The organism is Microbacterium sp. H6 (genome assembly GCF_003314775.1).
GTDB classification, from domain to species: Bacteria; Actinomycetota; Actinomycetes; order Actinomycetales; family Microbacteriaceae; genus Microbacterium; species Microbacterium oxydans.
This window is the reverse complement of sequence record NZ_QOAY01000114.1, coordinates 331-1399: the sequence shown is the minus strand read 5'-3', so window position 1 is coordinate 1399 and position 1069 is coordinate 331. Positions and strand designations below refer to the sequence as shown.

Here is a 1069-nt window from a genome sequence, read left to right as displayed (position 1 = left end):
CGGGAGCCAGACGGTACTCGAGCGCGACGATCTGCACTCCTGACCGCAGCGCGCGATCCGCGCACAGGCGGTCGTTGAGGATCTCGTCGATCGTGCCGCCCGTCCACCCGCCGCCGTGCAGCCACAGCATCGTCGGCATCGCCCCGATCGCCGACGTCGGGCGGAACCGACGGGCACGCAGCGGTCCCGCTCCGCCCGACACCACGAGATCGTCGATCTCCACCTCGGCGGGAACGGGAGCGGTGAACTCGACGGCGAGGCGGTCGCTCAACTCGCGCTGCGCCCGGCGACGGGCTGCCATCTCGCGAGACTCGAGGTCGGGGAGCGCCGCGGAGAGTTCGCCGATGCGCTGGATCCATTCGCGGATCTCGGGACCCAACGGCGGCTCGAGGTACTCGGGAGCGCTCATGCGGTCGCTCCTGGGTGGAGCGTGCGCAGCTCGGAGACGACGAGACGGTGTGCGACGTCTGCGGAGGGCACGAACCCGGTCGATCCCAGCGAGCCGTGGGTCTGTCCGATGAAGCGCATCGCCGTCACCGGCACGCCGGCCGCCGAGAGTGCGCGCGCATAGGCTTCCCCGTCACCACGCAGGGGGTCGAGCTCCGAGGTGAGGATCAGTGCCGGCGGCAGGCCTTCGTGAGAGGCGGCCCGCAGCGGGGAGGCGTACGGTCGGCGTGCCGCCGCGGCATCGTCTCCGACGTACTGACGCACGAGCGTCCGGCCGACCGCGCGCACGATGACGCCAGGCATGCGGGCATCGATGCCACTCATGTCGGCATGTCCCATGGTCAGATCGAGGGCGGGATTCTCCAGCAGCTGCAGCGCGATCGGATGCGCGGAGCGATCACGGTTCATGAGCGTCACGGCCGCGGCGAGGTCGCCTCCCGACGATGCTCCGCCGATGGCGATCCTCTCGGGCGACGCCCCCAGCTCCTCCGCGTGCGCGTGGGTCCATTCGAACGCCGACCAGCACTGCTCCGGCTGCGTGGGGAAGCGCTCCTCCGGCGCATGGGCGTAATCGGCGGCGACGATCACGATGCCGGCGTCGTGTGCTCTGACCCGGAAGCGC

General features: G+C 71.0%; 2 protein-coding genes. Both read right to left on the bottom strand.

Annotation, left to right across the window (positions count from 1 at the left end):
* On the bottom strand, positions 1-409 hold a 409-nt coding region (locus tag DSP71_RS07860; protein ID WP_147251238.1), incomplete at its 3' end, for an alpha/beta hydrolase.
* Positions 406-1069 (bottom strand): alpha/beta hydrolase (locus DSP71_RS07855; protein ID WP_258546323.1); only part of this gene is annotated, 664 nt, incomplete at its 5' end. The genes DSP71_RS07860 and DSP71_RS07855, both read right to left, overlap by 4 nt.